At 70.7% G+C, this 24,050-nt stretch carries 21 protein-coding genes and 1 pseudogene; 7 read left to right on the forward strand and 15 right to left on the reverse strand.

Translation table 11 applies throughout. From position 1 onward, the window contains the following. The 5 genes from ACTWQO_RS41065 to ACTWQO_RS41085 form a co-directional block, all read right to left on the reverse strand. Positions 1–221, reverse strand: a 221-nt coding sequence (locus ACTWQO_RS41065) for a hypothetical protein (RefSeq protein WP_443242482.1), incomplete at its 3' end; no start/stop codon positions are given. Continuing rightward, positions 218–1,291, reverse strand: a complete 1,074-nt coding sequence (locus ACTWQO_RS41070) for a class I SAM-dependent methyltransferase (protein WP_443242483.1) — start codon at positions 1,289–1,291, stop codon at positions 218–220. The genes ACTWQO_RS41070 and ACTWQO_RS41065, both read right to left, overlap by 4 nt. A 92-nt stretch (positions 1,292–1,383) precedes the next feature. Then, on the reverse strand, positions 1,384–2,574 hold the full coding sequence (locus ACTWQO_RS41075; protein ID WP_443242523.1) for a glycosyltransferase family 4 protein: 1,191 nt from the start codon (positions 2,572–2,574) through the stop codon (positions 1,384–1,386). A gap of 11 nt (positions 2,575–2,585) precedes the next feature. Continuing rightward, the gene (locus tag ACTWQO_RS41080; RefSeq protein WP_210575166.1) at positions 2,586–2,984 is read right to left on the reverse strand and encodes a 6-pyruvoyl trahydropterin synthase family protein; all 399 of its coding nucleotides are present in this window, start codon (positions 2,982–2,984) and stop codon (positions 2,586–2,588) included. A gap of 150 nt (positions 2,985–3,134) precedes the next feature. After that, positions 3,135–4,118, reverse strand: a complete 984-nt coding sequence (locus tag ACTWQO_RS41085; protein WP_443242484.1) for a zinc-dependent alcohol dehydrogenase — start codon at positions 4,116–4,118, stop codon at positions 3,135–3,137. Positions 4,119–4,226: 108 nt separating this feature from the next. Here ACTWQO_RS41085 and ACTWQO_RS41090 point away from each other — a divergent pair, with 108 nt between their 5' ends. Continuing rightward, positions 4,227–5,003, forward strand: coding sequence for a CDP-alcohol phosphatidyltransferase family protein (locus ACTWQO_RS41090; protein ID WP_443242485.1), 777 nt, complete (start codon positions 4,227–4,229; stop codon positions 5,001–5,003). A 4-nt stretch (positions 5,004–5,007) separates the two neighbouring features. Here ACTWQO_RS41090 and ACTWQO_RS41095 read toward each other — a convergent pair whose 3' ends face one another. The 9 genes from ACTWQO_RS41095 to ACTWQO_RS41135 all read right to left on the reverse strand — a co-directional run bounded on the left by ACTWQO_RS41095 (position 5,008) and on the right by ACTWQO_RS41135 (position 15,707). After that, the gene (locus ACTWQO_RS41095; protein WP_443242486.1) at positions 5,008–6,234 is read right to left on the reverse strand and encodes an MDR family MFS transporter; all 1,227 of its coding nucleotides are present in this window, start codon (positions 6,232–6,234) and stop codon (positions 5,008–5,010) included. Beyond that, positions 6,231–7,982, reverse strand: a complete 1,752-nt coding sequence (locus ACTWQO_RS41100; protein WP_443242487.1) for an ABC transporter permease subunit — start codon at positions 7,980–7,982, stop codon at positions 6,231–6,233. The genes ACTWQO_RS41095 and ACTWQO_RS41100 overlap by 4 nt, the downstream gene beginning before the upstream one ends. A 3-nt stretch (positions 7,983–7,985) precedes the next feature. Further along, a complete protein-coding gene (locus tag ACTWQO_RS41105) occupies positions 7,986–9,473 on the reverse strand; it encodes an ABC transporter substrate-binding protein (RefSeq protein ID WP_443242488.1) in 1,488 nt (495 codons plus the stop codon). Then, entirely contained in the window at positions 9,470–10,003 is a 534-nt protein-coding gene (locus tag ACTWQO_RS41110) for a GNAT family N-acetyltransferase (RefSeq protein WP_443242489.1), read from the reverse strand. The genes ACTWQO_RS41105 and ACTWQO_RS41110 overlap by 4 nt, the downstream gene beginning before the upstream one ends. 59 nt (positions 10,004–10,062) lie before the next feature. Next, entirely contained in the window at positions 10,063–10,911 is an 849-nt protein-coding gene (locus ACTWQO_RS41115) for an alpha/beta fold hydrolase (protein ID WP_443242490.1), read from the reverse strand. Between the two features lie 252 nt (positions 10,912–11,163). Beyond that, positions 11,164–12,522 (reverse strand): GH1 family beta-glucosidase, encoded by a 1,359-nt coding sequence (locus ACTWQO_RS41120; protein ID WP_443242491.1) that lies wholly within the window; start codon positions 12,520–12,522, stop codon positions 11,164–11,166. 29 nt (positions 12,523–12,551) lie between these two features. Next, a complete protein-coding gene (locus tag ACTWQO_RS41125; RefSeq protein ID WP_443242524.1) occupies positions 12,552–13,391 on the reverse strand; it encodes a carbohydrate ABC transporter permease in 840 nt (279 codons plus the stop codon). A 7-nt stretch (positions 13,392–13,398) separates the two neighbouring features. After that, positions 13,399–14,391, reverse strand: a complete 993-nt coding sequence (locus tag ACTWQO_RS41130; protein ID WP_443242492.1) for a carbohydrate ABC transporter permease — start codon at positions 14,389–14,391, stop codon at positions 13,399–13,401. Further along, on the reverse strand, positions 14,388–15,707 hold the full coding sequence (locus tag ACTWQO_RS41135) for an ABC transporter substrate-binding protein (protein WP_443242493.1): 1,320 nt from the start codon (positions 15,705–15,707) through the stop codon (positions 14,388–14,390). The genes ACTWQO_RS41130 and ACTWQO_RS41135 overlap by 4 nt, the downstream gene beginning before the upstream one ends. A 180-nt stretch (positions 15,708–15,887) precedes the next feature. Between ACTWQO_RS41135 and ACTWQO_RS41140 the strand changes: the two genes are divergently transcribed. From ACTWQO_RS41140 to ACTWQO_RS41155, 4 genes and pseudogenes are all read left to right on the forward strand, one after another. Next, on the forward strand, positions 15,888–17,480 hold the full coding sequence (locus tag ACTWQO_RS41140) for a serine hydrolase (protein WP_443242494.1): 1,593 nt from the start codon (positions 15,888–15,890) through the stop codon (positions 17,478–17,480). A gap of 167 nt (positions 17,481–17,647) precedes the next feature. Beyond that, a pseudogene (locus ACTWQO_RS41145) lies at positions 17,648–18,094 on the forward strand (DNA alkylation repair protein); the annotation flags it as partial. Positions 18,095–18,299: 205 nt separating this feature from the next. Beyond that, complete coding sequence (locus tag ACTWQO_RS41150; RefSeq protein WP_443242495.1) at positions 18,300–19,496, forward strand: NucA/NucB deoxyribonuclease domain-containing protein; 1,197 nt, start codon at positions 18,300–18,302, stop codon at positions 19,494–19,496. A gap of 56 nt (positions 19,497–19,552) precedes the next feature. After that, positions 19,553–20,035, forward strand: coding sequence for a hypothetical protein (locus ACTWQO_RS41155; RefSeq protein ID WP_443242496.1), 483 nt, complete (start codon positions 19,553–19,555; stop codon positions 20,033–20,035). Between the two features lie 36 nt (positions 20,036–20,071). Here the strand turns inward: ACTWQO_RS41155 and ACTWQO_RS41160 are convergent, their stop codons facing one another. Continuing rightward, on the reverse strand, positions 20,072–20,983 hold the full coding sequence (locus tag ACTWQO_RS41160) for an AraC family transcriptional regulator (protein ID WP_443242497.1): 912 nt from the start codon (positions 20,981–20,983) through the stop codon (positions 20,072–20,074). Positions 20,984–21,230: 247 nt separating this feature from the next. Between ACTWQO_RS41160 and ACTWQO_RS41165 the strand changes: the two genes are divergently transcribed. Further along, a complete protein-coding gene (locus ACTWQO_RS41165; protein ID WP_443242498.1) occupies positions 21,231–22,229 on the forward strand; it encodes a helix-turn-helix domain-containing protein in 999 nt (332 codons plus the stop codon). Between the two features lie 260 nt (positions 22,230–22,489). After that, the gene (locus ACTWQO_RS41170) at positions 22,490–24,040 is read left to right on the forward strand and encodes a serine/threonine-protein kinase (protein ID WP_443242499.1); all 1,551 of its coding nucleotides are present in this window, start codon (positions 22,490–22,492) and stop codon (positions 24,038–24,040) included. Positions 24,041–24,050 lie beyond the last annotated feature (10 nt).

Here is a 24,050-nt window from a genome sequence, read left to right on the forward strand (position 1 = left end):
CCCGCGACCGCCGTCGAAGCGGTACCGGAGTCGCGGTCGGCGGACCGGTGAGGGGCGTGCGCCTCGGGTGCCATCGCGCGGGTTTCAACAGCCTGCCGCGCAGCGGCGCGCGGCGTGACGCGACGGCCCGTGCCGACCCGTGCCACCGCGCGGACACCCGCTGCCGCACGAACCCTGACCACCCGCACCGCCACCTCGGCGGTCACCGTCTGTGCGCTCATGCCGTCCCGCCCATCGGCCGCGACAGAGCCAGCAGGTCGGTGTGGTGGACGATCACGCTCAACTCGCCCGCGTCGCAGGCCTCCAGGCGGTCGCTCAGATAGTCGTCGGCGCGTTCACGCAGTTCGGGGCGTTCCTCGACCGCCGCGCCGACCCACCCGCGCAGCCACTGGGCGGTGAGGTCGGCTTCGTCGGGGCCCAGGCGCCAGGGGCTGGGGTGCAAATGAACCGTCGCGCCGCGGTCGGAGAAGGCCTCGCAGGCGGCGGTGACCGCGTCCGGACCGAGCAGGCCGGAGCGTCGCTGGTGGGCGTTGAACGCCTCGGCGATCTCCGCGTCCAGCGGGTGGGAGGGGGTGAGTTCGACGCGTCCGGCGACGGAGAGCGTGAGCAGGGCCGGGCAGCCCGCGCCGGTGCAGGCGGCGGCGAGGGTGTCGATCTCCTCGCGGGTGAGGACGTCGAGAAGTGCGGACGCGGTGACCAGTGAGGCGCCGGCCAGGGCGTCCGGGGTGAGCCGGGCGACGTCGCCGCGGCGCGACTCCACGGTGACGCGGCTGCCGTCGGCGGCGGAGCGCGGGGAGGCCACGGCGGCGAAGTGCAGGAGGTAGGGGTCGCGGTCGTGCAGGATCCAGTGCTGGGCGCCGTCCAGACGGGGGGCCAGCCAGCGCCCCATCGAGCCGGTGCCGCAGCCCAGGTCGTGCACGACCAGCCCACCGGCCCGCCCCGGCAGATTCGCCAGCCGGATCCGCAACGGATCGAGCAACTCCCCGGCCCGCGCCAGCGCGTCCGCCCCTTCCCGCAACTGAAGCCACTCGGGCGCATACCGCGGCGGCTCGTCGGGCCCGTCCTCCCGCAACCGCACGGTGGGCCGCTCGCCCGGGCGGGAGGCCGTACCGGCGGGACCGGCGCCGGGGATCACCTGGTCCGGCGCCTGGACGACGGCAGCCGCCGACACCGGTTCCGCGGACCGGGCGGCACTGCTCGCCCCGGACTCCATGGAGGGGGCGCCCTGCCTGGCCCCGGCCTCCGCCGCGTGGGCGCCCTGCCTCGCCGCGGCCTCCGCCGATCGTGCCATGTGCCTCACCCCGGGTTCCGCCGTGGCCGAGGCATCCCGCGGACCCGGCTGGGCCGGAATCCCCCCGCCGCGCTGGGTCGTCGCTGTCTTCCTCATGCCGCCCTCCTGGGTTCGTTCGGCAGTCGGCCCAGTACCGCGGCCAGGCTGCGGGCCGTGGTGGCCCAGCCGTCGAGGGCGGCGCGTCGTCCTCGGGCGGCCGCCTTGAGACGGCGTCGTACATCGGCCTCGCCGAACCAGCCGCGCAGTTCGACGGCGAGAGCCAGGGGGTCCTCCGGTGGGACGAGGATGCCGGGCACGCCGCCGTCGGGGGCGCGGCCGACGGCCTCCGGCAGGCCGCCGACGTCCGTCGCCAGCACCGGGATGCCGCGCGCCAGCGCCTCCGTCACCGCCATGCCGTAGGTCTCGGCGTAGGAGGTGAGGACCATCAGGTCGGCGGACGCATAGCTCGCGTCGAGTTCGGCGCCGGCCTGCGGTCCCGCCAGCACGAGCCGGTCCTCCAGGCCGTACCGGGCGATCAGGGACCGCAGTCCGGCCACGTACTCCGGGTCGGAGCCGAGCCCGCCCACGCATACGCAGCTCCACGGCAGGTCGGCCACCGCGGCCAGCGCCTCCACCAGCCGGTGCTGCCCCTTGCGCGGTGTCACCGCGGCGACGCACAGCAGCCGGGAGACGCCGTCCGTGCCGGAGGCGAGGGGGGCGATGTCGGCGCCGGGGGCGGCGACATGGACCCGCTCGGGGGCGAGCCCGTGGTGGGAGACGAGGCGGCGGACCGCCCAGTCGGACGTGGCGATCACCGCCGGGACCGCCCGCAGCACCGTACGTTCCTTGGCGTCCAGCTCCGCGGCCACATCGGGCGCGAGGCCCCGCTCGTCGCCGAGCGGAAGGTGGACGAGGACGGCGAGGCTCAGGCGTTCGGCCTCCGGGACGATGATCTCGGGGACGCCGCACGCGACCAGACCGTCGAGGAGGACGACCGTGTCATCGGGCAACTGCCGCAGGGTGCGGGCGAGTTCCTCGCGCGCCGCCACCCCGGGCCGGGGCCAGCTGCCGTCCACGGTGTGCTTCTCGACCTGCCAGCCGAAGCCCGGCAGGTCCAGACAGACCCGCCGGTCATAGGCGTTGCCGCCGCTCGGCTGGGCCGGGTCGTCGACGCCGCCCGGCATGACGAAGTGCACCGAACGCAGGGACATGGGGATGATCTCCGCGTTCTTCAGGGCGGAGTGCTGCACGGGAACGTATTCGAGCCGCATGGGCTCCAGGGCCCTGCCGGTGGAGGGCTCCATGGTCGTGTCGGTCACAGGGCACGCTCGTAACTCGCCCAGGCGACATGCGACTCGTGCAGCGTGACGGTGAGGCCCGCGAGACCGCGGGCGCCCTCGCCGAGGGCGCCCTTCTCGATCCGCTCGGCGAGCCGGTCGGCGATGACCTTGGCCAGGAACTCCGTGGAGGTGTTGACCCCCGCGAAGTCCGGCTCGTTGTCGAGATTTCTGTAGTTCAGCTCGCTGACTACGGCGCCGAGCTCCTGGGTCGCCAGTCCGATGTCGACGACGATGTTGTCGTCGTCCAGCTGCTCGCGCCGGAAGGTGGCGTCCACGAGGAACGTCGCTCCGTGCAGGCGCTGCGCGGGTCCGAAGACCTCGCCGCGAAAGCTGTGGGCGATCATGATGTGATCGCGGACGGTGATGCTGAACAACGGACGACCCTCCAGGTGCGGCGCGTCTGGTCCCCGGCTGATCGCCGCCGGGGATGCCGTGTAGTACGGCTCTCTGCCATGCCATGTTCAGCGACCTGTTCCCCTTTTTGGGAGGTCAGGCGCGCTTGCCGTCCCGCTTTGAACGATTCGTCAGGTCGGGTCGCTGTATCGGACCCGGTGGCACAGGGCCGGGATCTCGCCCGAGGCCAGCCGTGGCAGCACATCCGGGAGTTCCTCGAAAGCGCTCTCCCCGGTGACGAGGGCGTCGAGCGCCGGGTCCGCGAGCAGGTCCAGGGCGAGGGCGAGCCGGTCGGCGTAGGTGCGGCTGGAACGGCGGGCCGGGGAGACGGTGCCTACCTGGCTGCTGCGGATGACCAGGCGCCGGGAGTGGAAGGCCTCGCCGAGCGGGAGGCTGACCTGCCGGTCGCCGTACCAGCTCAGTTCGAGGACCGTGCCCTCGGCGGTGAGGAGTTCCAGGGAGCGGGCGAGGCCCTGTTCCGTGGCGCTGGCGTGGACGACCAGGTCGCAGTCGCCGAGGGCGTCCGCGGGGGCGGCGAAGCCGACGCCGAGTGCTTCTGCCACCTTGGCCCGCCCCGGGTCGGCGTCGACCAGTTGGACGCGTACGCCGGGGAAGCGCGCCAGCAACGCGGCCACCGAGCAGCCGACCATGCCGCCGCCGACCACGGCGATCCGGTCACCGACCAGGGGCGCCGCGTCCCACAGTGCGTTGACGGCGGTCTCCACCGTCCCGGCGAGCACCGCGCGCGAGGCGGGCACCGACTCCGGAATCACGGTGACGGCGGCGGCCGGAACGACGTACCTCGTCTGATGCGGGTAGAGGCAGAAGACCGTACGGCCGACCAGTGCCGCCGGCCCCTCCTCCACTACGCCGACGTTGAGGTAGCCGTACTTCACCGGGCCGGGGAACTCGCCCTCCTGGAACGGCGCCCGCATCGCCGCGTACTGGCTCTCGGGCACACCGCCACGGAAGACGAGTGTCTCCGTGCCACGGCTCACCCCGGAGAAGAGCGTGCGTACCAGTACTTCGTCTGCGCCGCATTCCGGCAGGTCCACCTCACGTATCTCACCGCGCCCAGGCGAGTTGAGCCAGAACGCGCGTGCGGTGCGGTTCATCGGAATCCTCCTGAACGATCGGGAAGCTGCTCACGTACGGAGAGGTGCACAGGCCGCGCACAACGTAGCGGCGATGATCGACTCTGTCACACGGCCGGAGGATGTTCGGTGGCCCTGAACCACACTTACGACGCGAGGTTCGTCCAGCAGGAGACCGCTGTGGGAGCGGGTGTGCAGATCCTTGTGCTGACCCTGCTCGGCACGGCGATCGGTATGGGGCCCGCGGGCTGGCTGACCGGACTCGCCTTCGCCATCGCCACCTGGGCCGTACTCTCCCGGGCCCTGCACCGCTCCCGGTTGCAGTCGTTCGGACCCGCCAACCGGGTCACCCTCGGCCGCTCCATCCTCGTCGGCGGTGTCACGGCCCTGGTCGCGGACTCCTTCCAGAGCCCGCCGCCCATCACGCTCCTCGTCGGACTGACCGCGGTGGCCCTGATCCTCGACGGAGTCGACGGCAAGGTCGCCCGCCGCACCGGCACCTCGACGGCGCTCGGCGCCCGCTTCGACATGGAGGTCGACGCGTTTCTGATCCTGGTGCTCAGCGTGTACGTGTCGATGTTCCTGGGCCCGTGGGTGCTGCTGATCGGCGCCATGCGCTACGCCTTTGTCGCCGCGGCCCGCGTCTGGCCGTGGCTCAACGCCCCGCTGCCGCCGAGCACGGCCCGCAAGACGGTGGCCGCGCTCCAGGGTGTGTTCCTGCTGGCGGGCGCCTCGAAGCTGCTGCCGTACCCGGCGACGTTCGGCATCGTCGCGCTGGCGCTGGGGCTGCTGGTGTGGTCGTTCGGGCGGGATGTGCTGTGGCTGTGGCGGACGGCGCGGACCGAGGAGGCACCGCGCCAGGAGGCCGCCCTGGAGGTTCGGGAACCCGAGTTCGCAGGCCGGTGACCGGTCAGCCGCGGCGCGGCAGCAGTCCGATCGCCGCGACCGGTACGGCGGCCAGCACCAGCCAGGGCACGGCCGGATGCAGCCCGGTGTCCAGCAGGGAGCCGGTGGCCGAGCTGCCGACCAGCACGATCAGACCGGACACCGACGACAGCGCCCCGGTGTAGAGACCGAGCCGCCCCTCCTCCGCGAGGTCGGGCACCCAGGCCCGGGCGACGGGCGCGACGAGCATCTGGCCGAAGGTGAGCAGCACCACGAAGCCCGCCGCGGGCAGCAGTCCCGCGACGCCGGTCCAGCCGGCGGGCCGGGCGGCGGCCACGACCGCGAACCCGGCGGCGATCAGCAGCAGTCCGGCCGCCATCGACCGGCGCATCTCCAGCCGCTCCCCCACCCAGCGGGTGACCGGCAGCTGGGCCGTCACCACCAGCAACGACGACAGCGCGAACAGCCAGGCCAGCGGCGCATGCGAACCGGCCGCGCGCTCCACCTCCGCGGGCAGGGCCAGATAGAGCTGGTTGTAGGCGAGCAGATAGGCGCCGTATCCACAGCACAGCGCGAGGAAGCGGCGGTTGCGGACCAGCAGCTTCATACCGCCCCGGACTTCGACCCGGGTTCGTCCCGGGATGTGCTGCGGCAGCAGCCACGCGTGCCCGGCGAGGACGAGGACAAAGATTCCGGCTCCGGCCAGGCAGACCGTACGGAAGTCCACCGACAGCAGCAGCCCGCCCAGCAGCGGCCCGACGAACGCACCCGCCTGCCCGGCCACGGTGAACAGCGCCAGCACGCGGGTACGCGGGCCGCCACCCGACTCCTCCCACACCACCGCCTGCCGGGCGACCTCGGATTCCACGGCCGGCGAGAACAGCGCGGCGGCGAACCCGATGAGCAGTACGGCGCCGATGACGGACCAGGTCTCGTGCGCGTACCCGAGCCACGCGAACCCGGCGATCCGCAGCGCACAGCCCGCCAGCACCACGGGCCGGATGCCGTACCGGTCGGCGAGCGCCCCGCCCACCACGAACAGCCCCTGCTGGCTGAAGGTCCTCAAGCCCAGGACGAAGCCGACCAGCCAGCCCGCCAGGCCGATCGCCTGCCCCAGGTGCTCGGCGAGGAAGGGCAGGACGGCGTAGAAGCCGATGTTGAAGGCGAGTTGGGTGAGGATCAGCAGATGCAGCAGCGGCGACAGGCGGGTGCGCGGGCCGAGCGTCCGGGTGGTCATCGTCCGGGTGGTCATGGGGTTTCCGTTCCGGAAGCAGCCAACTCCCTTTGTTTCAACGGCTGTTCGATCACTTTGATACGGGCCGCGGTCACCGCGAGCGCGCCGAGCAGGGCGAGTACGGCGGCGGGGGCGAGGACCGCCCAGGGGGCGCGTTCGGCGTAGGGCTGGTTCTCGGCGAGCAGCAGGCCCCATTCCGGGGACGGCGGCTGGGCGCCGAGGCCGAGGAAGGCGAGCGAGGCGAGGGCCAGGGCGGTGCCGGGCAGGCGCAGCAGGGCGTGCCGGGTGACGGGTGGAAGGACGGCGGGGAGCAGGTCGCGGCGGAGCACGTACCAGCGGTCGGCGCCGAGGGCGCGGGTGGCGGTGATGTGGAGGCCGGCGCGTTCCTGCCGCAGCAGCGCGGAGGTGTGGGCGGCCAGCGGCGCCCAGGCGACGGCGCTCACGGCGAGCGCGGGCGTGAGCGTGCCGCTGTCCGCGACGGCGGTGACGAGGAGTGCGAGGAAGACCGGCGGCACGGCGTTGACGGTGTCGACGAGCGGCCCGGACAGCCGGGGCACCAGTCCGAGGAGTACGCCGGTCAGCAGCGCGGCGGCGCCGATCGCGAGGGCGAGCAGCAGGGTGTCGAGGGCGCCGTGGCCGACCCGGGCGAGTACGTCCCGGCCGAGCGCGTCGGTGCCGAACGGGTGGACCGGCGAGGGCGCTTGGAGACGTTGCCCGGTGTCGAGGGCGAGCGGGTCGCGGGGCAGGCCGAGCGCCACGACGCCGACGAGCAGACCACCGTAGAAGACGGGCAGGATGCCGCGGGTGGGCGGGGCCGGCCGATGCAGGGAGGTCAGGGCGCTGTCGCGCAGGGCGGGGCCGATCAGTCGGCGGGTGAGGAGGCGCGCGGCGCCCCCGGCCACGGCTGCGAGCAGGACGAGGGCGAGCGTGCCGGCCTGGAGGACGGGGAGGTCCTGGGCGAGGGCGGCCTGGAGGGTGGTGCGGCCGAGGCCGGGGATGTCGAAGATCTGCTCCACCGCGACGGAGCCGCCGGTCATACCGACGACGAACAGGCCGGTGTTCGGCAGTAGTCCGGGCAGACAGCGGCGCAGCGCGTGCCGGGCGATCCGCCCTCGGGGTATTCCGCGGGCGTCGGCGGCCTGCGCCCAGGGCTCGGCGAACGCGCCGGGCAGCAGGTCGTCGAGGAGCCGCCCCAGCACGGCCCCGGCGGGCAGACCGAGGGCGAGCCCGGGCAGCACCGTGTACTGAGGGCCGTACCAGCCGAGTGCGGGCAGCCAGCCCAGCTGGACTCCGACGACCGTCGCGAGCACGGACGCGGTGAGGAACTCGGGCAGCGCGGCGAGGACGGCGGAGCCGCTTCCACCCGTGGGCCGCCGAAGCCGACCGCGCCACAGGGTGCGTGCGCAGTTCACCCCGGCGGTGAGGACGGCGACGGCGAGCGACACCGCCATCAGCAGCAGGGACACACCCAGCGCCTGGAGCACATCGGGCATGACCTCGTTGCCCGACAGCCACGACCGCCCCGCGTCCCCGCGCCACAGCCCGCCCAGCCACTGGCCGAGCAGGTGCAACGGGCCCGCTTCCAGGCCGAGTTGGGCGCGGATGTCGGCCAGCACCTCGGGCGTGGGGTCACGGTCGGCCGACCGGGCCTTGAGCACGGTGAGCGCCGGATCGGTCCGCGCCAGCCACGGCAGCAGACCGATCGCGCACACCAGGGCGAGGGCGAGTCCGGCCCGCCACAGAAGCGTGGCCGCGTGCTGCCGCATCCGTCAGCGCCGGGTGCCGGTGCCGACGAGGGTGCGCTCGTACGGGTCGAGGAGCGCACCGCTGACCGAGGTGCCGACGCCGGTGATGATCTGCTGGTGGACCAGCGGAACGACCGCGTCGGTGACGAGGATCGCCGCCTCGGCCGCCATCGCCGCGTCCTGCCGCTCGTCGGTGTCCGCGACGCCCTCGGCCTTCGCCACCGCCGCGTCGACGCGCTTTTCGCACAGCTGGGCCAGGTTGTAGCCGCCGTCGCAGGTGTAGTCGCCGGCGAGTACGGCCACCGGGTCGCCGGTGTCGACGAGCGTGTTGCGGGCGAGCACGACGGCGTCGAACTTCCCGTCCATCGCGTCGCTCTCCAGCCGCGAGTACTCGCGCACCTCCAGCTCGACCTTGAACCCGGCCTTCTCCAGCTGCTGCTTCAACACCTGGGCGGCTTCCGGGAGTTCGGGCCGGTTGTCGTACGTGGCGATGGTGACCTTCGCCCCGCCCGGTGCCGCGGCCTTCGCGCGCCCGGTGGGCCGGATCCGCTTGCCCTCGGCCCAGGTCACGGCAGGTCCGTAGATGCCGGCGCCGGCGTCGGCGTATCCCTCGTAGACGCCGTCGGCGAGCGCGGAGGTGCCGATGGCCGCGCGGGCGGCGGCACGCAGCTTCGGATCCTTGAAGGGGCCGGACGCGGTGTTGAGCTGCAGGCTGGTGGTGCGGGTCGTCGCCGTGGCCTTGCGGGTGACCTCGTCGAGCGTCGCCGCCTGGGCGACCGGGATCGCCTCCGCGAGGTCGGCCTCGCCGGTGCGCAGGGCGCTGGTGCGGGCGGTGCCGTCGGGGATGAACTTCACGTCGACGCCGGAGGCCTGGGCTCGGCCGTTCCAGTAGTCGTCGAAGCGGTCGAGGGTGGCGGCGGTGCTGCCGGTCACCTTGGTGAGCGCGAAGGGTCCGGTGGCGGTGCCCACCGGGTCGACGCGGTCCTCGCCGTCGTAGGCCTTCGGCGAGAGCACGGCCAGGCTGGGACTGGACAGACGCAGCGGCAGTACGGGGTCGGGGTCCTCGGTGGTGATGCGGACGCCGGTGCTGCCCTCGGCCTTCGCGGTGAGCGTGACGCCGGAGAGCGCGGCGGGCTCGGGCTTGGCCTCGGTGGCGTGGGTGAGGGCTTCGGTGACGGCGGACGGGGTGACGTCGGTGCCGTCCTGGAAGGTGGCCTCGCGCAGGGTGAACAGCCAGGTGCGGTCGTTCTCCTGCTTCCAGGAGGCGGCGAGCGCGGGGGCCGCGGAGCCGTTGGCTTCCAGGGCGGTCAGGCTCTCGGTGACACCGAGTCGGCTGAGGATCGTGGCGTCGGCGCCGTACGGCGAGAGGTTCTCCGCGGGCGGGAAGGCGAGGGCGACCCGCAGCCGCGAACCGGACTTCGCGTCGTCGGTGGAGTCGCCGTTGGAGGCGAAGCAGCCGGTGAGGACCGGGACGAGCAGCAGGGCGGCGAGGACACGGCGCACGCGGGTCACCGCCCCATCGGTATCTCGAAGTGCACGATGCCCTGACCGCAGCCGGCGTCCTCACGCTCGTCGTGCACGATCTTCCCCAGCGACCGCCAGAAGCCCTCCGCGCCCGCCACCGCAGGATCCGTGTGCAGATAGACGGCCCGGTACCCACCGTCCGCCACCGCGAACGCCATCAGCTCCCCGACAAGCCGCCGGGCGAGCCCACGCCTGCGGTGCTCGGGGCGGACGTACACCCGACGGACCTGCGCCGTCTCACCGGACGGAAAGCGCTGGGCGACATGGAGCGGGTTGGGCGGGTGAGCCGGGCCCCGTGAATCGAGTGCGGCGGTGGCGACGACCTCGCCCCCGCCGTCGACCCCCACCAGCAGCGTGTGGCGGGCCGGGGCCAGATAGGCGCCGGCCGGGTCGATGATGTCGGCGTGCCAGCGGGGCACGTATCCGCTACCGAAGTCTCGGTACACGGTGTCGAGCATCACGGCTCGCGCACCGTCCAGGTCGTCGGGGCCTGCCGCCCTGATGCAGTAGGCACGCACTTGCACATCATATGCAGTAAGCGCGGATGGTGATCACCGGGCCCCCAGATGATCGATGATCACCGGGCCGATGCGAGAAACTCCGCGACGGCCGCCGCCAACCACTCGCCGTCATCGAGCCACGGAAAGTGCCCGGCCCTCGGCTGTACGACCATCCGTGCATCCGGGAACAGCGCGGCGACCTCCGCCATCACCCGGGGCGGAGCAGCCATGTCGACCTCACCCGCGAGCACGAGGACGGGCGCCCCGACCTCGGCGAGGGCCTTGCGGGTGGCATCCGGCGTGAACGCGCCCTCGGCACCGAACGCGGCCATCACCTCACCGTTGTCCTCCGCGTCCGAGGCGGCCTGGTGAGCGCGGGCGGTCTCGTCCCAGCGGCCGTAGGAGAACGGCGCGATCGCCTGCCAGCTCGCGGCGGTGGGCCTGCCCCCGACGATCTCCTCCAGCGCCGCGTACGCCTCCGGGAACCACGATTCGCCCCTGCGCAGCTCCGCGATCTCCCGTCGGTCCTCACCGGTGATCGGGACACCGACGGCCCGCACGCTCGGCGTGATCAGCACGAGTCTGCTGATCCGCTCGGGATGGCGGGCGGCGTACTGCACCGCGAGGTTGGCACCTCCGCAGTGGGCCAGCAGGTCGACGCGGTCGAGGCCGAGGTGGCCACGGAGTGCCTCGACATCGTCGACCATGCGATCGCAGCGGCAGCCGGCCAGGCCCGACGGGGTCGCCGAGTCGCCGGTGCCGCGAAGGTCCAGCCTGATCAGCTGCCGGTACGCGGAGAGGCCACCCAGATCACCGAGGTAGGCGGACGCGGCCGGGCCGCCGGGCAGGCAGAGCACGGGAGGACCGGCCTCTCCGGACAGGTGGAAGGCGAGCGTGGTTCCGTCGGGTGCGGAGAAGGTCGGCATGTGCGCGAGCCTGTCAGCGGGGTCGGGGCACGGCAAACGAATTGCACCGGGGCCGAGGGAAGCATGGACTCATGTAGCACCACGTACTACACGCAGACGACCGCGCGCGAGTTCGACCAGAACGCGGTGTCCGAGGTCGAGCCGCATCTCTCGACCGCGCTGGCGACCATGCGGCGGTATCCGCAGGGCCGGGTTCCGCACTGGCCCACAGCCGTCGTGTCCTTCACTCAGTGCCCTTCAGTCTCCGCCCGGTCAGGCCGCGCGCCGGACCCCGCCCCGATGCGCCCGGATGATCTCCGCGTACCGGTGACCCGAGCCCTTGATCGTCCGCGCCTGTGTCCGGTAGTCCACATGCACCAGGCCGAACCGCTTGTCGTAGCCGTACGCCCACTCGAAGTTGTCCAGCAGTGACCAGGCGAAGTAGCCCGCCAGCGGGGCGCCTTGGCGGGCGGCGGAGGCGCAGGCGGTGAGGTGGCGGATCAGGTAGTCCTGGCGCTCGGGGTCGTCGACGGTTCCGTCCGCGCGTACGACGTCCGGGTAGGCGGAGCCGTTCTCGGTGACGTACAGCTTGCGGGCGCCGTACTCGTGGGTGAGGCGGAGCAGCAGCGCCTCGATGCCGCTCGCGTCGATCTCCCAGTCCATGCCGGTGCGCGGGACGCCGACACGGCGGACGGAACGGGCGTGCGGGGCCGGGCCGGTGGGGTCGTCGGCCACGGTCGCCGGGAAGTAGTAGTTCAGGCCGAGCCAGTCGAGCGGGGCGGCGATGGTCGCCAAGTCCCCTTCCCTTTCCGGGAATTCGACGCCGTAGACCTCACGCATGTCCGCCGGGAAGCCGCGGCCGTGAACCGGGTCCAGCCACCAGCGGTTGGTGTGGCCGTCCATGCGGCGGGCGGCTTTCAGATCTTCCGGACGGTCCGTGGCGGCGTGCACGGTGGAGAGGTTGTTGACGATACCGACCTGGGCGTCCGGAGCAGCCGCGCGGATGGCCTGCGCGGCCAGACCGTGGCCCAGCAGCAAGTGGTACGAGGCGCGGACGGCCGCCGTCAGGTCGGTCACGCCCGGGGCCATCTTGCCTTCCAGGTGGCCGATCCAGGCCGAGCACAGTGGCTCGTTGAGCGTGGCCCAGTGGGTGACGCGGTCACCGAGGCGTTCGGCGACGATCGAGGCGTACGCGGCGAAGTGCTCGGCGGTCGCGCGTTCGGGCCAGCCGCCGCGGTCCTGGAGGACCTGCGGGAGGTCCCAGTGGTAAAGGGTGACGGACGGGGTGATGCCCGCCTGAAGCAGTCCGTCGATCAACTCGTCGTAGAAGGCGAGGCCCTTGGGGTTCACCGGGCCGTCGCCGCCCGGGACGACGCGCGGCCAGGCGATCGACAAGCGGTAGGCGTTCGTGCCGAGTCGGCGCATCAGCGCGATGTCCTCGCGAAAGCGGTGGTAGTGGTCGCAGGCGACGTCGCCGTGGTCGTTGCCGGCGATCTTGCCGGGGGTGTGCGAGAAGGTGTCCCAGATCGACGGCGAACGGCCGTCCTCCGCCACGGCCCCCTCGATCTGGTACGCCGAGGTGGCCGTGCCCCACAGGAAGTCGTGCGGGAGTGCGGCGAGGTCGATGGTCACGGAAGTCCCTTCGGGATCGGGAGAGTTGGTCACTTGACGGCTCCGGCCGTCAGCCCGGCGACGAGGTAGCGCTGGAGGAGGAGGAAACCGGCGACCACGGGGACGCTCACCACGAGCGAGGCGGCCATGATCTGGTTCCAGTACACGTTGTTGAGGGTGGAATAGCCCTGGAGGCCGACGGCGAGCGTGCGGGTGGTGTCGTTGGTCATCACCGACGCGAACAGCACCTCACCCCAGGCGGTCATGAAGGCATAGACGGCGACCGCGACGATCCCGGGGATCGCGCCCGGCACGACGACCCGGAACAGCGCGCCCAGCGGTCCGCAACCGTCCACCAGCGCCGCCTCGTCCAGGTCGCGCGGCACCGAGTCGAAATACCCGATCAGCATCCAGATCGAGAACGGGAGGGAGAAGGTGAGATACGTCAGGATCAGGCCGCCGCGCGAGCCGAACAGGGCGATACCGGTGGCGTTGCCGATATTGACGTAGATCAGGAACAGCGGCAGCAGGAAGAGGATGCCCGGGAACATCTGCGTCGACAGCACGGTCACCGTGAAGACCCGCTTGCCACGGAAGCTGTAGCGGCTGACGGCGTATGCGGAGAACACCGCGATGACCACCGAGCAGACGGTCGCCGCGCCCGCCACGAGCACCGAGTTCAGGAAGTACCGCGCAAGCGGGATCGTCGACCAGATGTCGATGTACGGGCGGATGGTCAGCCCGCTCGGCAGCCAGCGGAACTTCCCCTGCACGTCCGGCAACGGCTTCAGCGAGCTGGAGACCATGACGAACACCGGCACCAGCACGAACCCGGTGAGCAGCGTGAGAAAGATCCGCCGCGACCAGAGGAAGGAGCGGGGCGGAGCCATCGGGGATCTAGGCATCGGCCGTCTTCCTTCCTCGGGAGGTCCGGGAGGTCAGCGCCAGATAGACGCCCGTCACGATGAGCAGGAAGAGCAGCAGCAGGACCGACATGGCGGATCCGGTGCCGAAGTTCCAGGTGACGAAGCTGGCTTGGTAGATGTGCACCGAGATGAGGTCCGCGGCCTCGGGAGCGGTCTTGCCGAACAGGACGTACGGCGTGTTGAAGTCGTTGAACGTCCACAGGAACAGCACCAGGACAAGGACCTGGTTGACGGGGCGGAGTGACGGCAGCGTGATGCGGCGGATCTGCTGCCACATGCCCGCGCCGTCGAGCGCGGCGGCCTCGTACAGCTCCTTCGGGATGTTCTGCAGTCCGGCCATGACGATGAGGAAGGCGAACGGCCAGCCCTTCCACACCGACACCGTCAGCAGCGCGAAGAAGCTGTTGTCGCCGATGAGCCAGAAGGACGGCTTGTCGGTGAGGCCGAGCTGGTCGTGCAGGACGTGGTTCACCAGGCCGTTGTCGTGCTGGAACATGAACACCCAGGTGATGACGGCCGCGTAGACCGGCAGGGCGTACGGCACCAGGAACAGCGCCCGCAGCAGGCCCCGGCCCCGGAAGGTGTCCTGCATGCAGACCGCGGCGGCCGTGCCGATCAGCCAGCACAGGCCCACCGACAGCAGGGTGAAACCGAGGGTGACCAGGAAGGAGTGGAGCAGCGCCTCGCCGACGGGCGCGTCGAAGTCCACCGACATCTCGTAGTTGTCGAGGCCGGACCAGGGCGCGGTGCCCCAGTCGCGGATGTAGAACTGCGTCAGCTCCTTGAAGCTCATCACGATGCCGATCACCATCGGCACCAGGTGGACGAGGAGTTCGAGGAGCAGGGCGGGCAGGAGCAGCAGGTACGGCAGTCCGATACGGCGGAGCCGCCCGGTGCGGCGGCGGGGGCCGTCCGCCGCACCGGGGGAACTGTGCCGCACGGGCGCCTCGGCGGTCACGGTCACGAGGCGCCCGGCATCTGCTGCTGGGCCTTCTCCAGCGCGGCCTTCACCGACTCCGCGGTCACCGTCCGTCCGGCGGCCGCGTCGGCGAACAGCTCCTTGATCGCCGTACCGACCGCCGTCTCGAACTGTGACTCGTCGGCGACCTGCGGCAGCGCTACCGCGCTCTTGGCGAGGGTGTCCTTGAGGACGGCGTTGGCCGCGGTGTTGAACGCGGCGTCCGCCTGGGCGGATTTGACCGGCGGGATCGAGCTGTACGCCGTGTTGAGGATCTTCTGCTCGGCGTCGCTGGTCATGAACTTCACGAACTCGGTGGCGCCGTCGAGGTTGTCGGTGTTCTTGAAGACGGCCAGATTGATGCCCGCGACCATCGAGTTGACGTGGGTGCCGTTGCCGGGGGTGCCGGACTGCACGGGCACGGGGGCGATGCCGTAGTCGTCCTCGCTCATGCCCTGCGACGTCAGGTTCGCGGACGCCGACTGCCACAGCAGCATCGCTGTCTTGCCCTTGGCGAAGTCGCTGACGGACTGGTTCTGCGCGTACTCGGCGTTGCCCGGCGCGATGACCTTGTCCTTGGCCATCAGGTCGACGTACTGCTTGACCGCGGTGACCGCTCCGTCGGAGGCGAAGTCGGGCTTGCCGTCCGCGGTGAAGAAGTCGGCGCCGTGCTGCTTGGCGAAGACGAAGGCGTGGTGGATGTTCTCCGCCGGGTTCGAACCCTCGGTGCCCAGGCCCCACTTGCCGTCCTTCGACAGCTTCTTGCCGTCGGCCACCAGCTCGTCCCAGGTGGTCGGAGGCTTGGCGATGCCGGCGTCGGCGAACATCTTCTTGTTGTAGTAGAGGGCGTACGCCATCGAGTACAGCGGCACCGCGGCCGGATCCTGGCCCTCGGCTCCGGTCGAGCCGAGGGCAGAGTCGACGAAGCGGTCCTTGCCGCCGATCTTCTCGAAGTTCTGCGCATCCCACGGCAGCAGGGCGCCGGTCGCCTGCAGCGATGCCGACCAGGTGTTGCCGATGTTGAGGACGTCGGGGCCCTGCCCGGAGGTGGCGGCCGTGAGGATCCGGTTCAGCAGGTCCGACCAGGGCACGACCTCCAACTCGACCTTGATGCCCGTCTGTTTCTCGAACTTGTCGAGTTCCGGCTGGAGGACCTTCTTGTCGACCTCGACACTCGCGCCCTGGTTGGAGGCCCAGTACGTGAGCGTCTTCGGCGAGTCGTTGGACCCGCCGTTCGTCGTCGAACCGCCTCCGCAGGCCGAGACGGCCAGAGCGAGAGACAAGGTGACGGCGCCTGCGGCCGCGGCTCGGTTGCTGCGCATGGCTCCTGGTGTCCCTTCAGGGAATGCATGCCCTCATGGCTTAATTTAGGACGTGAGTTAAACCGTCGAAGGAGTGCGCGTCAAGGGGTTGAACAGCAGTGGCGTGCGCGTCCGCGAGGAATCGCGTCCTTGCGTGCCCTCGCCAGGACAAAGCGCCGGTAGAGGGCTTGAATGGGGAGCATGGGTGCTGCGCACAGGATCACCCACCACGCCGGGAGACCGCGGGCCGCGACCGCACTGGCCGTACTCCTCGTGATCGGCTGCGCCACCGGCACCGCCTCCGCGGCCGATCCCCCGCCCCAGCCGCCGCCCCAGCTCACCCAGGCCGATGTGGACGACGCCGTCGCCGCACTGGACGACAGCGTCCGCCGCGGCATGGACGAGACAGGCGTACCGGGTGCCGCGGTCGCCGTCGTGTACAAGGACCGGGTCGTCCACCTGGAGGGCTTCGGCGTACGGCAGGTCGGTCAGTCCGCGAAGGTCGGCCCGGACACGGTGTTCGAGCTGGCGTCCCTCTCGAAGCCGCTGGCCTCGACCGTGGTCGCCGGGGCCGTCGGCGACAAGACCATCGGCTGGGACGACCCCGTGGCCGGGCAGCTGCCCGGGTTCGCCCTCAAGGACCCGTGGGTCACCGAGCACGTCACCGTCGCCGACCTGTTCTCGCACCGCAGCGGACTGCCGGACCACGCCGGGGATCTCCTGGAGGATCTCGGCTACGACCGGACGTACATCCTCAAGCACCTCCGTCTGGAGCCGCTGACACCGTTCCGCGCGAGCTACGCCTACACCAACTTCGGCCTCACGGCCGCCGGTCAGGCCGTCGCCGACGCCGCCGGCACGAACTGGGAGAAGCTCTCCGAGGACACCCTCTACAAGCCGGCCGGCATGGACTCCACCAGTTCCCGCTTCAGCGACTACGAAAGCGCGGAGGACAAGGCCGTCAATCACGTCCGCAACGCCGACGGCACCTGGGAGGCGAAGCATGTGCGCGACGCCGACGCCCAGTCGCCCGCGGGCGGGGTGAGTTCCACGGCCCGCGACATGTCGGCCTGGCTGCGGCTGCAACTGGCGAACGGCAAGCTGGACGGCGAGCAGATCATCGCCGCCGACCCGCTCGAAGAGACCCATGTGCCGCACATCGTCTCCGGGCCACCACCCGCCCCGGCCGGCCGTTCGAGCTTCTACGGCCTGGGCTGGAACGTCAGTTACGACGACCAGGGCCGTCTGCGGCTCAGCCACTCCGGCGCCTTCGCCCTGGGCGCGCACACCAACGTGACCATGCTGCCCGGCGAGCAGCTCGGCATCGTCGTGCTCACCAACGGCGAGCCGAAGGGCCTCGCCGACGCCGTCGCCCTCGACTTCTTCGACACCGCCCAGCACGGCAAGCCCACCGCCGACTGGCTGGAGCTGGCCGGCCAGATCTACGAGCAGCAGGAGCAGGCGGCCCGCTCGGACACCGACTACGGCAAGCCGCCGAAGGACGCGACGGACGCCCGCGCCGACTCCGCGTACACGGGCACGTACCGCAACGACTACTACGGACCGCTCACCGTCACCGCCGCCGACGGTGAACTGACCATGCGGCTCGGCCCGAAGCCGATGACGTTCCGCCTGACCCACTACGACGGCGACGTCTTCAGCTTCGAGACCGTCGGCGAGAACGCGACCGGCCCGTCCGGTGTCACCTTCAGCGGCGACACGGACGGCAAGGCGAACCGGGTGACCATCGAGGCCTTCGACAAGACGGGGCTGGGGACGTTCACCCGCGACTAGGCGCTCCGCTGGAAGTCCGGTGCGGCGCCTGCCGGTGCGTCGTGGCTGGTCGCGCAGTTCCCCGCGCCCCTTTGGGGCGCTGCAGAACCGCACCGGACTTCGCCGGACCCGCTTGGACGTGCTGTCCCGGCCCAGTGATCACCCCAAGCGGAACCCCCGGCGTGTAGACACAGCAGGAACTCGCGTGCGGGCTGTGGGAGACGGACGACACGGCGGCGAAACTGCTGGCGCTGCTGCTCTGCCGCCCGAAGGCCTTCGAGCGGGACGAGTTGGACACCATGCTGCGCGATGCGCGCACACCCAAGGTGCACGACTGGCTCGTGAACTACGTGGTGAAGAAGAACCCGCACTCCGAAGAGCTGCGGCTGGCCTGGTCCGCCGACGCCGATCCGGTCGTCGCGAGTGTCGGCTGGGCGCTGACCGTCGAACGCGTGGCGAAGAAGCACGAGGGCCTCGACCTCGCAGGACTGCTCGACGTCATCGAGGCGGAGATGAAAGACGCCCCGGAGCGCCTGCAGTGGGCGATGAACCACTGCCTGGCCCAGATCGGCATCGAGCACCCCGAACACCGCGCCCGCGCACTCGACATCGGTGAGCGCCTGGAGGTGCTCAAGGCACCACTAGACGGTGCCCGGGTGAATCACGGCCACCGTATTTCTCCGCAACTGCGCCCCCGCACTTCGCTTGCAACGCTCCGTGCCCCGGTCGAAACGCTGTCGTGAAAGGGATGCGAAAGCACAAAAGGTGCCGAGGAGTCCGCACGAGGCTGGTGATGCACGACCAAGGACCACAGCCCGCGATGGATTCCAAGGGGGAGCCATGCGACGCGCATTAGGGTTCATAGCCGCCGCGGCAGCCGCAGTACTGACGCTGCCTTTGAGCCCGCCTTCGGCGGCGGCCGAGACACCGGACACCGAGGCAACCACGCAACCCACGCCCACAGCAGCAGCCGCCCTGCCGGAGGAGCCGGACGCGAACTTCGTCGAGCAGTGCCAGAACGACCCCGAGTCGAACAGCGAACAGGGCCGGGTCTGGAACCGTGGCGTGTGGTGCCAGCACACCACCAGCTACGGCGAGATCGTCACCAACGGTTCCGTCAGCAGAGCCGACATCACCTACACCGCACTGGCCTACGCCGACCCCGCGGACCGCAAGGTGCGGGTCTTCTTCCAGGTCGACGACTTCAATACCAGCGGCGGCGTCATCAACTCGTTCACCGACATGCGCATCAGCCTCGGCTGCCAGGCCGCCTGCGACGTCACCGGCAACGACGCCGGCGACAAGAACAACTGGCTGCTCACCTGGCGCGATCTGACCGGGTTCGTGTCCTGGGACATCACCTCGCAGGACCAGGGCCTCGGAGCGGAACGGGTCGCCCGCCACCGCTGGAACTTCTCCGGGCAGCTCGTCACCACCTCGGGCCAGGCGACCATCCCGGGTGTCGGCCTGGACCACCACATCCGCTGCGACTCCGCCGGGACCGCCCCCGGTTACGGCGGCTGGACGCCCCGCGCCTGCGTCAACGACGACGTGATGCCGTACATCACCTACAGCAAGTCCGGCCCGGCGGCCGGGGTCGCCCAGCACCTGGAGACCGCGCTGAACCGGCCCGCCGAGACCTATCCCAACCAGGGCACGCCGAAGACCATCCCGGGCAGGTACACCGGCGTCTGGGGCGATCCGGGCCTGCACCGGGTGGCCGTCGGCTCACCCGAGTACGTGGCGAACCGCGCCGAGCAGCGGAAGATCAGGGACCGCAACGCCCCGTACAACGGCCCGGACGACCTGCCGCCCAAGCCGTCACCCGACGTCCAGGCCGACGAGTTCCCCTTCGCCTCCACCCGAGAGGGGCTCGGTGCCAAGGACGCCCAGGGCAACATCATCGGCAACGGCTCCGTGGCCTGGGTCAACGCGCAGCAGAACATCGCCGCCGGCAACCAGCTGAAAGACTTCTACAAGAACGACCGCATCCTGATGGGCGACCAGGACGAGTTCTACGTCAACATCGTCCCGTGACCGCCATCCGCATCCCATGACAGCCGCCCTCACCCCCTGAAGGTCACCACCGCCTCATGAGCACCGAACAGCCGGCCGACGGCACCGAAGCGGAAGTCGTCATCGACGAGGGCCGTCTGACGGTGGAGGACCTGGACGGCGGCGGCAGCGCCGTCGCCGCCCAGGCCGCCACCGGGGCCCCCTGGCTGCTGGCCGCGGACAACATCGTGATCCTGGTCAGCGCCTCGGACGCGCTCCTGCACTACCCGTCCGTCCGCGTCGAGTCGTGGGACCACCCCGCACCGAGGCCACCGGACAGCGCATGGACCGACACGGGGCAGACGTCGCTCCACCTCTCCGGCGGAACCGTGGCGATCCTGCCCTTCAGCGGCGGCGCCGTCGCCGGCGATCCGCTGGCGGTGGGCCCGCCCGGCCACTACGCCGTACGGGCCCACAGGACCGGTGGCGACACACTCGACGCCCTCCTGACCGACGATCCGGACGCCGTCCCGCACGGCATCGAACGGTTCCTGCTCCAGTTCTGGCCCCTGCGGCAGTGAGCACCGCTTAACAACCGCTGGTGCCATCAGCCGAAGTCATTTGCCCTGTGCTCCACGAACCTGGCGAGATCCGAGACCACGGAAGCGGCCGGGTGCAATGCCGTACTCACGGCGGAAAGCGGCTCCGAAAGCGAATTCCGTCGAGTAGCCGACCTGACGGGCGATCGTCGCCAGCGGCGCATTGGTTTCCCGGAGCAGTCGGGCCGCATAACGCAGACGCCACCCGGTCACGTACGTCATGGGCGGTTTTCCCACCAGCGCGGTAAATCGTTTGGTGAAGGCTGTCCGCGACATTCCCACCGTCTGGCCGAGCTGCTGTACCGTCCACGGCTTGTGCGGGCTCGTGTGGATCTCACGCAGCGCGACAGAGATGGCGGGATCGCCGATCTCCGGTCGGTCCGCGGCACGATTCCACTCCAGCCATTGGCGCAGGACGTGGGTCAGCAGAAGGTCCAGTAGCGCGGGGCGGATCACCCCGCTGCCCGGTTGAGTACCGGACACGGCCACACCCAGCAGATCGGCCAGCGACCACAGACGTGAGGCGCGTTCATAGTCCGGCGACACCACGAGGACCTCGGGTAACGCTCCGAGACAGGGGTGCACTTGCCCATGGTCGAGCCAGTACGCGCCAGAGAGGAACTCGACGTCGGCCGGACCGGGACCGTGCGGGTGCTCGCTCATGACCGCTGGGGGCAAGTCCTTGAGCAGGCACGGTTCGTGGCTGAGTCCGTGCTCGGCGCCGAACGGGGCGAGAACGACATCGCCCGTCTTGAGCGCACGTGGCCGGCCGGTGGCCGTGATCAGCCAGGCGCTGCCCCGCAGGAGGATGTGGAACCCGCTGTCCGCGAAGGCGGGGAATCGCATGCCCCAGGAGCCCGACTCCTTGACCCGGCAGGCCTCGGCACGCCCGATCCGCACGCTGTCGATCACCTCGTTGAGTGTGTCCATACCGGCGGGTGCTGTCTCAGCGCCAGTTTCGACCGCGAGGCTGGAGTTCTCTTGGATCACGAGTTTCTTGTCTTTCGTGTGCGTCGGGACCCGGTACGGCCACGGCCCGGGTCTACCTCTGCCGCCATAGCCTATGAAGGCCGGTGCGGCACGCGCTTGAACCTCAGCGTCATCCGGGCGGAACCTCAACGCCACAAGTCAGCGTCGGAACAAGGAAAGCAAGGAGTACGAGAGGGATCGGCCGGCGATGAACAGCACGGGAGCGGAAGCCGACGGGGCGCGCGGGGCGTTCGCCGTGGACTCCACCAGCCCGGGCGCCGCACCGCGGGGATTCGACGCCTTCCGGCGCGGGTGGCGAACACAGCTCGGCGATGGCTGGCCGATGCCGACCTTCAGCCCGGCCACGACCGGTGACTTCCGGGTCAGAAGCCGCGTCGCCAAGGTGCGCGACGCGGGAATCCTCGATCTCTACGGTGCGTCGGCCATCCGGACCGCGGGCGGCCGGCACAACCACAGGGATCACGTACGGATGTACGTGGTGCGGCGCGGCGCATGGACGGTGGGCAGCCCACCCGATCGCGACGAACAGACCGTATCGGCCGGGCAGTTCCTCATCCGGCGCTTCGAGCGGCCCTCATCCTTCGAGGCGCCGCCGCACACCACGGCGAAGATCCTCACTCTGCTCTCCGGTGCGCTCACACCACTGCTCGGGGACCGGGGCATCACCGGGCCGGCGGACTCGGCCGAGGTGCGCCTGCTGGTGGCCCACACGAACATGGTCCACGCCACCATCGCCGACCTCAGTCCAGCCGGTGTGCACACCGCTCACAGCACTCTGATCGAGCTGGCCAAGGCGGTGGCGTTACGCCGGTTCGACGACGTGGAACCGAGGCTGGCTCCCGCGCTCGCCCAGGCCGCGAAGGACCTCGCGGACCGCCATCTCGCCGAGCCCGAGCTGTCCGCGGCGATGCTGGCACATGAACTCAACGTCTCCGTACGCACCCTGCAGCGGGCGTTCGCCGCGGCGGGAGACTCGGTGAGCGCCTACGTCCGTCACCGGCGGCTGGAAGAAGCCCGGCTCGCGCTCACCGCGCCGTCCGACCGACCGAGCATCTCGGAGCTCGCCGCCCACTGGCACTTCGCTGACAGCAGCCACTTCACCCGCGCCTTCAAGAAGCACTACGGCCAGACACCCACCGAGTACGCCCGCTCGACCGGACGTGGGCCGGCAGGTCCCGGCCGCTGACACGAACCGACCGTGTACGCACGCGTATGGATCCGCATCACTGGAGTATGTGCAACGCGGCCGGACCGCTGGTTGAGTCGACGATGCACTCTGGACAAAACTCGGATCAAGCCCCGGATGACATCGCTCGACGACTGGCTGCAAACGCACCGGACCAGCCTCCGGCCACTATGCGCTCCGCTAAGCTCAGCCCCGTTCAAAGTTCAAGCGAACGACGACCGGCGTGTGACCGAATCGCCGGGAAGGAAATGTGAGAGCGCGTGATATCGGGAGATGGCGATCCTCAGGCGGCGACACATTCGCAACGCGGCTCAGGACGGCTGATCGCCGGTCGATATCTGCTCCACGACATCCTGGGCAGAGGCGGTATGGGCACGGTCTGGCGGGCCCACGACCAGTTGCTGGATCGCCCGGTCGCCGCCAAGGAACTCCACATCCTCACCCACGGCGACGAGGAGCACCGCATACGGGTGCGCCGCGCGATCCGGGAGGCTCGCGCGGTCGCCCGGGTGCCGCACCCGCATGTGGTGGGCATCCACGACCTGGTCGAGGCCGAGGACCGGCTGTGGATCGTCATGGAACTCGTCGAAGGACCGTCACTCGCCCACCAGATCGCCGAGACCGGACCGCTCACACCACAGCACGCAGCCGCCCTCGGTCTGCAACTGCTCGACGCGCTCACGGCCGTACACGCGGCCGGCACCCTGCATCGCGACGTGAAACCCGCCAACGTCCTGCTGCGCCGCGACGGCAACGCCGTCCTCACAGACTTCGGCATCGCGGCCCTGGACGACGGGGAGTTGCTGACGACCACCGGCGAACTGGTCGGCTCCCTCGAGTTCATGGCGCCCGAGCGGGTGATGGGATGGGAGGTCGGCCCGGCCTCCGACCTGTGGTCACTGGGCGCGACCCTCGCCACGGTCTGCGGCGAGCAGTCCCCGTTCCGCCGGCCGGCGCGGCCCGCGACACTGCACGCGGTGGCGTACGAGGAGCCCGTCCTGTCGGAGCGGCTCGGCCCGTTGCGCCCGGTCGTCGAGGCGCTGCTGCGCAAGTCCCCGGACGAGCGTCTTTCGGCGGCGGGTGCGCGTCCCGCGCTGTGGCGTGTCGCGGCGGGAGAGGCGGACGCCGGTCCACTGCCGACGCCGACCGTGCGCGTACTCCGTCCCTCGGCTCCGTTGACCGACGCGGACACCGTGACCAGTGGCCAGGAGCGCCTCGTCCCAGCCGGGGAGACAGCGCCGACGGCGCTGCACACGACGTCACTCAGACCCCAGCACCAGCAGCCGTCCCGATCGAGGAGCCCCAAGCGGCTTTTATGGGCCATGGCCGGTACGGCGGTGCTGGCGGCCGGCGTTGGCGGCGGGCTCTTCCTCACCGGGGTGCTACCGCTCAAGGAAGACCCACAGACGAAGACCACCAGCCAGGTCGTCCAGTCCACCACCGGCTGGCAGGGGGTGTCCGATGTGTCCGTCCAGCGGGGAGACCGGGTCACCGTGCGATTCGCCTCGGGAGAGTGGACGGTCGACTTCCGGAACATCCCCGTGACCGGGCCGGCCGGTTACAACGCCGAGATCGACAGGTCGCTGGACGGGGCGAAGGACTGCAAGATCAAGCCCACGGCGCCGTTCGGCACCCTGCTGGCGCGCCTCACCGGTGGGCAGGGCTCTCCCGTCCACGTCGTCGGACAGAGGCTGACCTTCCAGGCGGCCAGGAACGGCACCCTGCAACTGGCGATCAACGACGGCGAGGGCTGCCTCCAGGACAACAGGGGCGCGCTGACCGTGCGGGTGAGCGTCACGCACCAACCTTGAAACGGCGACG

The organism is Streptomyces sp. 4N124 (genome assembly GCF_052245395.1).
In the GTDB taxonomy this organism is placed as follows: Bacteria; Actinomycetota; Actinomycetes; order Streptomycetales; family Streptomycetaceae; genus Streptomyces.